A 6,599-nucleotide genomic window follows, 5' to 3' on the forward strand; every position below is an offset into this window, starting at 1 on the left:
CCTGCTGCCGGCGCTGGGGGCGGGCCTCTATCTGTGGCGCGGCCAGCCGGACATTCCGGCCGCGCCCTTCCAGGAGCGCGCCCAGGCGGCGGCGCGGGACGAGGCGCTGCTGCAGCGGCTGCGCGAGCGGCTGGCGCAGGGCGGCGGCGGGCCGGAGGTGACGCGGCAGGGCTGGATCCTGCTGGGCAATGCCGAGCGTGGCCGTGGCCGGCCGGACCGCGCGGCGGAGGCCTGGGAGACGGCGCTGCGGCTGCGCTTCGAGGGGCCGCTGGCGGCGGAGCTGGCGGAGCTGCAGATCGAGCGCGGCGAGTTCGCGGCGGCGCAGGGGCTGCTGGCGCGCGCCTTGCAGATCGACCCCGGCGAGCCGCGGCTGCGCTACCTGACCGGGCTGGCGGAGGCCCGCGCCGGCCGGCCGGAGAATGCCCGCGCCACCTGGCGCGCCCTGCTGGCCGAGGCGCCGGCGGATGCGCCCTGGCGCGGCCTGGTGGAGCGGCGGCTGCAGGAGCTGCCCTGAGGCGCGCCTCCTGTTCGGGGCGACAACCGGCCGGGCCGGGGCTGCGCGCAGCCCCGGCCTTTTTCGTGGCCGCGCGCGCCCCAAGCTTCGCCTTGTGCGGGAGGCGGCAGGGTGTAGCCCGGGCTCCAAACCGGCGCCTTGGCTACAAGTATCTGATTTAAAAGAAAAAATTTGACGCGCTGGGGCGCGCGGCCTATCTGGCGCGGCCATGGAGCCCCCGGCCGTTCGGCCGCTGGTGGCCGCGCCGTGCCGCCAGGAGGGTTCCCCGATGTCGCCTGTCTCGATCGCCGTGCTCGCGCTCGGCATGTCGGTGGATGCCTTCGCCGCCGCCATCAGCCGGGGCGCCGGCGCGCGTCCGGTGCGGCTGGCCGAGGCGCTGCGCACGGGCCTGGTGTTCGGCGCGGTCGAGGCGGTGACGCCGCTGATCGGCTGGGGCGCGGGCATGCTGGCGGCCGGCGCCATGGCGGCGGTGGACCACTGGATCGCCTTCGCGCTGCTCGGGCTGGTGGGGGGCCGGATGCTGTTCGAGGCGGCGCGGCGCCCGGCGGAGGAAGCCCCGGCCGGGCGCTCCCCCTGGATGCTGCTGGCGACGGCGGTGGGCACCAGCATCGACGCCATGGCGGTCGGCGTGTCGCTGGCCTTCCTGGAGGCGGAGATCTGGGTGATCGCCGCGGCGATCGGCGCCGCCACCTTCTGCATGGCCACGGGCGGCGTGCTGTTTGGAAGGCTGCTCGGCCGCCGCCTCGGCCGGGTGGCGGAGGCGCTGGCGGGGGCCGCGCTGATCCTGCTGGGCGCCGCCATCCTGCACGAGCACCTGAGCGCCTGACGCGCCGCGCGCTTTTCGCCCGCCGCTTTACGCGCCGGAGAGGAGGACGGGCCTAGGCTTCCTCCTGTCCGGCGCGGGCATGTCCGCGGCAAGGGCCGTGCCAGGGCGGACCCCGCCCCGAGCACATCCTTTTGCTGAAGCAATTGTTGCATTTCCGCGGCCCGGACCGGTTTGCTGAAGGCGAACGGGCAGGAGGCGATGATGCGGCGACGCTCCTTGTTGGCGTCCGGGCTGGCGGGCTCCCTGGTGGCGGGGGGGCTGGCCGGCGCCCCCAGGCCGGCCAGGGCGCAGGAGGCGGCCGATGTGCTGCTGGTGCTGGCGGTCGATGTCTCCCGCTCGGTGGACGAGGACGAGGCGAGGCTGCAGCGCGAGGGCTATCGCAGCGCCATGACCGATCCGCGCGTGGTGGAGGCGATCCGCGGCGGCGCGGTCGGCGCCATCGCGCTGACCTATGTCGAATGGGCCGGCGCCGAGTACCAGCGCCAGGTGCTGCCCTGGACCCGCATCGCCGGCCAGCGCGACGCCGAGGCCTGGTCCAGCGCCCTGGCCGAGGCACCGCGCGCCTCGCTCTCCTGGACCTCGATCTCCGCCGCGCTGGAGTTCAGCATGGCGATGCTGGAGGATTGCCCCTTCGAGGGCACCCGCAAGGTGGTCGATGTCTCGGGCGATGGGGTGAACAATTCCGGCCCGGCGGTGGAGCCGGTGCGCGACCGGGCGGTGGCGGCGGGCATCGTCATCAACGGGCTGCCGATCCTGAACGACCGGCCGAGCTTCGGCCGCCGCACGGCCGTCCCGCTGGACCAGTACTACGCGGAATCGGTGATCGGCGGGCCGGGCGCCTTCCTGGTCGCGGCGGAGGATTTCGAGGCCTTCGGCGTGGCGGTGCGGCGCAAGCTGATCCGCGAGATCGCCGGCCGGGCCGGGCCGCCGCGTGTGCTGGCGCGGCGCGACAGGGTGGCGGAAGGCCAGGGCTGACGCCGCGGCCCGCCCGCCAGGGCCGGCGCCCCCAGGCGGGGGCGCCGGGCGGGTCAGGCGGTCAGCGGCTCAGCGCTCGACATCCTCGACCGAGATGCCGAAGGCGGCCAGGCCCTCGGCCAGCAGGTCGCCGGCCATCTCCATGCCGAGCAGGTAGCTGGCGGTGTCGCCGCTGGCGGCGCCGCGCTCGCGCGCCAGGCGCAGCGCCTCCTCCCACTCCTCCGGCTCGTAATCGCCGCGGCCGACCCAGGCCAGCGCCACCAGGGCGGCCTGCTCGTCCTCGTTCATCTCCTCGATGAAGGCGGCGAGGGTGTCCTCGTCGAAATCATCGTCGCCATCGTCGCCCTCCTCATCGTCGGCCTCGATGGACTCGCTGGCGGCGTCGTCCTGGATGGCACGGATATGGTCGACGACGGTGGCGACCGCTTCCAGGCTGATGCCCAGATCCAGCTCGCCATCCTCGTCATCCTCGCGCGGGGTTTCGCTCGGAGTCTCGCTCATGGGCCCCTCTCCTCTGGCTCCAGGCTACGGCAACGCGAAAGGCCGACGCCAGCCCGGGGTTTCTTAAAAATAAACGTGTTTCCGCCAGGATGCGGCGGGCACGCAACGAGCGGGCGCCCTGCTTCATTGGACTCGCATGCGCCGACACCTGACCCCCCTCATGGTAGCGGTGGCGATTGGCCTCTCGGTGGCGGTTCCCCCCCCGCCCGCCGGGAGTCCCGCGACCACGAACCATCCCACCGCCGGGATGCGCCCGATGGCGCCCCCCGCCGGTGTCCTCCCCATCGCCGAGCGCGATGGCGACGCCCTCCCGGCCCCCGCCGGCGGCACCTTCACCCCGGCCGCCGCCGGCGGCATGGCCAGCGCCCCCGGCTGCTCGCAGAGCGCGCCGCTGTTCCGCTCCGCCATGCCGCGCTTCGTCTCCTGGCAGGAGGCCAAGGCGCCGAAGCCGGACAGCACGCCGCAGCGCGCCCCGGGCACGCCGCCCGGCGCCGCGCCCTTCACCGAGGAGGCGGCGCAGGAGCCGGCGATGCACCAGGCGCTGCATCTCTGCGTCGTGGACCGCTTCGCCCCCAGCCGGCCGATGGGCGGCGCGTCGCGGGCCGTCTACCGGCTGTAGGCCGGCGCGCCCTTCGCCGCCGCCGGGCGGTGGCGAAGGTTGCGATCCCGATTCGGGCGGGTCAGCCCTGCGGGGCGCTCCGACCGGAAAGGCTCGCTTTTTCCGCCCGATGATTCTATCTGTGCGCCGCAACAAGCCGCCAGGCCAGCCCCGCCCGATCCTCGCCATACCGATATGGCAGGGATGCCGGGCTGTGTTCGCAGGCGGCGCAGCCCCGGGACTGCCCGCCTTATGGAACTGCGCAACGTCGCCATCATCGCCCATGTCGACCACGGCAAGACTACGCTCGTCGACAACCTGCTGAAGCAGGCGGGGGCTTTCCGCGCCAACCAGGCCGTGGCCGAGCGGGCCATGGACCGCAACGACCTGGAGCGCGAGCGCGGCATCACCATTCTCGCCAAGTCCACCGCCGTCGAGTGGAAGGGCGTCAAGATCAACATCGTCGACACGCCGGGCCACGCCGATTTCGGCGGCGAGGTGGAGCGCATCCTGTCGATGGTCGATGGCGCGATCGTGCTGTGCGACGCCGCCGAGGGCCCGCTGCCGCAGACCAAGTTCGTGCTGACCAAGGCGCTGGCCCGCGGCCTGAAGCCGATCGTGGTCATCAACAAGGTCGACCGCCAGGACGCCCGCGCCGATGAGGTGCTGAACGAGGTGTTCGACCTGTTCGCGGCGCTCGGCGCCTCGGACGAGCAGCTCGACTTCCACACCATGTTCGCCTCCGGCCGCCAGGGCTGGGCCGACCTGACGATGGACGGTCCGCGCAAGGACCTGTCGCCGATGTTCGACCTGATCCTGAGCCATGTGCCGGCGCCGAAGGTCGAGCTCGACAAGCCCTTCGCGATGAACGCGACGATCCTGGAGGCGGACAACTTCCTCGGCCGCATCCTCACGGGGCGCATCGAGCAGGGCATCGCCCGCACGAACATGCCGGTGCGCGTGATGCGCCAGGACGGCACGATCGTCGAGACCGGCCGCCTGACCAAGCTGATGACCTTCTCGGGCCTGGACCGCGTGCCGGTGGACGAGGTGCAGGCGGGCGACATCTGCGCCATCGCCGGCCTGGCGGATGCGACCATTCCCGACACCATCGCCTCCCCCGAGGTGACCGAGCCGCTGCCGGCGATCCCCATCGATCCGCCGACGCTGACCATGACCTTCCGCATCAATGACGGCCCGCTGGGCGGCCGCGAGGGCAAGAAGGTCACGTCGCGCCAGATCCGCGACCGTCTCTTCAAGGAGACGGAGGGCAATGTCGCCATCCGCGTGAAGGTCTCCGAGGAAGTGGACGCCTTCGAGGTGGCCGGCCGCGGCGAGCTGCAGCTGGGCGTGCTGATCGAGACGATGCGCCGCGAGGGTTTCGAGCTGACCATCGGCCGCCCGCGCGTGCTGACCCAGGTCAACCCGGAGACGGGCGAGAAGGAAGAGCCCTTCGAGGAAGCCGTCATCGACGTCGATGAGGAGTTCTCGGGCGTCGTCGTCGAGAAGATGTCGCTCCGCAAGGGCATGATGCAGGACATGCGTCCCTCGGGCGGCGGCAAGGTCCGGCTGGTGTTCCACATCCCGTCGCGCGGCCTGATCGGCTATCATGGCGAGTTCATGACCGACACGCGCGGCACCGGCATGATGAACCGGCTGTTCCTGGGCTATCGCCCCTGGGCCGGTCCGATCGAGGGCCGCATCAAGGGCAGCCTGATCTCCAACTCCGATGGCGAGGCGGTGCAGTACGCGCTGTTCTCCCTGCAGGAGCGTGGCACGCTGTTCGTCGATCCGGGCCACAAGGTCTATACCGGCCTGATCCTGGGCGAGCATTCGCGCGAGAACGACCTCGACGTGAATCCGATCAAGGAGAAGAAGCTGACCAACGTCCGTGCCGCCGGCAAGGACGAGGCCCTGCTGCTGACTCCGCCGCGCCGCATGAGCCTGGAGCAGGCGATCGCCTATATCGAGGATGACGAGCTGGTGGAGGTGACGCCGACCGCCATCCGCCTGCGCAAGCGCTTCCTGGATCCGAACGAGCGCAAGAAGCACGCCCGCCGCAGCGACTCCGAAGCCGCCTAATTGTCAGCTGCCGGTCATGGGTGAGACGAGGGTCGCTGCACTGCGCCGGGTCGCTTCGGCCCAGTGGAGCGGCCCGCCTCTGAACCGGATGGCGGCAGCCTGACAGAAAAAGAAGGGGTCCAGGGGAATTCATTCCCCTGGCCTTTTTTTGTTTCTAGGCCCCCGCGCTGGGCATGGTGATCCAGACGATGCGGGTCGGCGCATCGGTCGGGTTGTCGAACATGTGGGGCACGGTGCTGGGGAAGCGGAAGCTGTCGCCTTCCTCCAGCAGGTGCGCCTCGTGGTCGAGCCAGAGGCGCAGCGTGCCGGCGAGCACGTAGCCGGCCTTCTCCCCCTGGTGCTTGACGAAATCCGCGCCGGAGGAGCCGCCGGCGCTGAGCGTCAGCTCATACATCTCCATCTGCCCCGGCGCGTCGGGGGCAAGCGATTCCTTCAGCACGCCGGAGGGCGTCAGCCGCAGCAGGCGGCGCTGGGCGCGGCGGACGATGTAGCGCGGCGAGGCGCCTTCCGGCCGTTCCTCGAAGAAGAACGAGATCGGCACCTGCAGCGCCAGGCTGAGCAGGCGGAGGGTGCGCACCGAGGGGGTGGCGAGGCCGCGCTCGAGCTGGCTGATCATGCCGATGGACAGGCCGGTGCGGCGGCCGAGTTCCTGGATCGACAGGCCGAGGCGCTGGCGCAGCAGGCGCACGCATTCGCCCAGGCGCCGGTCGCTGGCGCCGTCATCCGGCGCCAGGGCCAAGGGGGGTGCCTCGGCCGTCGCGCTGCCTGGCTGATCCTTCATCCGTATCCTCCTGCCCAGCGCCCCAGATGGGGTGGGTGGCTGGCTGTGTCAGCCTAGGTGCCGCTGCACAAGGCGGTTGACAACCACCTTTCATGGGCGTGAACATCAACGCAAGAATTTTGACCCCAATGAAAACCGGGGTCGCGGGGAAGGGCCGATACGGCGACTGGCTGTGGTGGGTGACGGACCCGCCGCGCGGCCGTTCGAGCGGGAGACGGGACCATGACTCACGATGAATCCTGGGCGCGCTGGCAGCGCATCCTGGCGCCGACGCGGCGCGGCCTGTTCGCCATCGGCGGCGGCGCGGGGGCGGCGCTGGCGC

At 71.7% G+C, this 6,599-nt stretch carries 7 protein-coding genes; 5 read left to right on the top strand and 2 right to left on the bottom strand.

What is annotated here, in order from left to right; translation table 11 throughout:
• The 3 genes from HMPREF0731_RS23205 to HMPREF0731_RS13955 form a co-directional block, all read left to right on the top strand.
• The coding region (locus tag HMPREF0731_RS23205) for a tetratricopeptide repeat protein (RefSeq protein ID WP_169312298.1) at positions 1-514 on the top strand (514 nt) is incomplete at its 5' end.
• A gap of 268 nt (positions 515-782) precedes the next feature.
• Positions 783-1,340 (top strand): manganese efflux pump MntP, encoded by a 558-nt coding sequence (locus HMPREF0731_RS13950; RefSeq protein ID WP_040613357.1) that lies wholly within the window; start codon positions 783-785, stop codon positions 1,338-1,340.
• 201 nt (positions 1,341-1,541) lie between these two features.
• The gene (locus HMPREF0731_RS13955) at positions 1,542-2,315 is read left to right on the top strand and encodes a DUF1194 domain-containing protein (RefSeq protein ID WP_040613447.1); all 774 of its coding nucleotides are present in this window, start codon (positions 1,542-1,544) and stop codon (positions 2,313-2,315) included.
• Between the two features lie 69 nt (positions 2,316-2,384).
• Here the strand turns inward: HMPREF0731_RS13955 and HMPREF0731_RS13960 are convergent, their stop codons facing one another.
• The gene (locus HMPREF0731_RS13960; RefSeq protein WP_007004798.1) at positions 2,385-2,816 is read right to left on the bottom strand and encodes a DUF3775 domain-containing protein; all 432 of its coding nucleotides are present in this window, start codon (positions 2,814-2,816) and stop codon (positions 2,385-2,387) included.
• A gap of 256 nt (positions 2,817-3,072) precedes the next feature.
• On the opposite strand from HMPREF0731_RS13960, the gene HMPREF0731_RS13965 reads away from it, so the two are divergent.
• Together HMPREF0731_RS13965 and typA are read left to right on the top strand one after the other, a co-directional pair.
• Positions 3,073-3,435: a hypothetical protein gene (locus HMPREF0731_RS13965; protein WP_007004800.1), complete on the top strand. Its 363-nt coding sequence runs from the start codon at positions 3,073-3,075 to the stop codon at positions 3,433-3,435.
• Positions 3,436-3,666: 231 nt separating this feature from the next.
• Positions 3,667-5,496 (top strand): translational GTPase TypA, encoded by a 1,830-nt coding sequence (gene typA, locus HMPREF0731_RS13970; RefSeq protein WP_007004801.1) that lies wholly within the window; start codon positions 3,667-3,669, stop codon positions 5,494-5,496.
• 154 nt (positions 5,497-5,650) lie between these two features.
• Here typA and HMPREF0731_RS13975 read toward each other — a convergent pair whose 3' ends face one another.
• Complete coding sequence (locus HMPREF0731_RS13975; RefSeq protein ID WP_007004802.1) at positions 5,651-6,277, bottom strand: cupin domain-containing protein; 627 nt, start codon at positions 6,275-6,277, stop codon at positions 5,651-5,653.
• Positions 6,278-6,599 lie beyond the last annotated feature (322 nt).

Source organism: Pseudoroseomonas cervicalis ATCC 49957 (assembly GCF_000164635.1).
GTDB lineage: Bacteria > Pseudomonadota > Alphaproteobacteria > Acetobacterales > Acetobacteraceae > Pseudoroseomonas > Pseudoroseomonas cervicalis.

Coding starts and splice junctions, on each gene's coding strand:
- HMPREF0731_RS13950 (WP_040613357.1), top strand. CDS start 783: ATGTCGCCTGTCTCGATCGCCGTGCTCGCGCTCGGCATGTCGGTGGAT.
- HMPREF0731_RS13955 (WP_040613447.1), top strand. CDS start 1,542: ATGCGGCGACGCTCCTTGTTGGCGTCCGGGCTGGCGGGCTCCCTGGTG.
- HMPREF0731_RS13960 (WP_007004798.1), bottom strand. CDS start 2,816: ATGAGCGAGACTCCGAGCGAAACCCCGCGCGAGGATGACGAGGATGGC.
- HMPREF0731_RS13965 (WP_007004800.1), top strand. CDS start 3,073: ATGGCGCCCCCCGCCGGTGTCCTCCCCATCGCCGAGCGCGATGGCGAC.
- typA (WP_007004801.1), top strand. CDS start 3,667: ATGGAACTGCGCAACGTCGCCATCATCGCCCATGTCGACCACGGCAAG.
- HMPREF0731_RS13975 (WP_007004802.1), bottom strand. CDS start 6,277: ATGAAGGATCAGCCAGGCAGCGCGACGGCCGAGGCACCCCCCTTGGCC.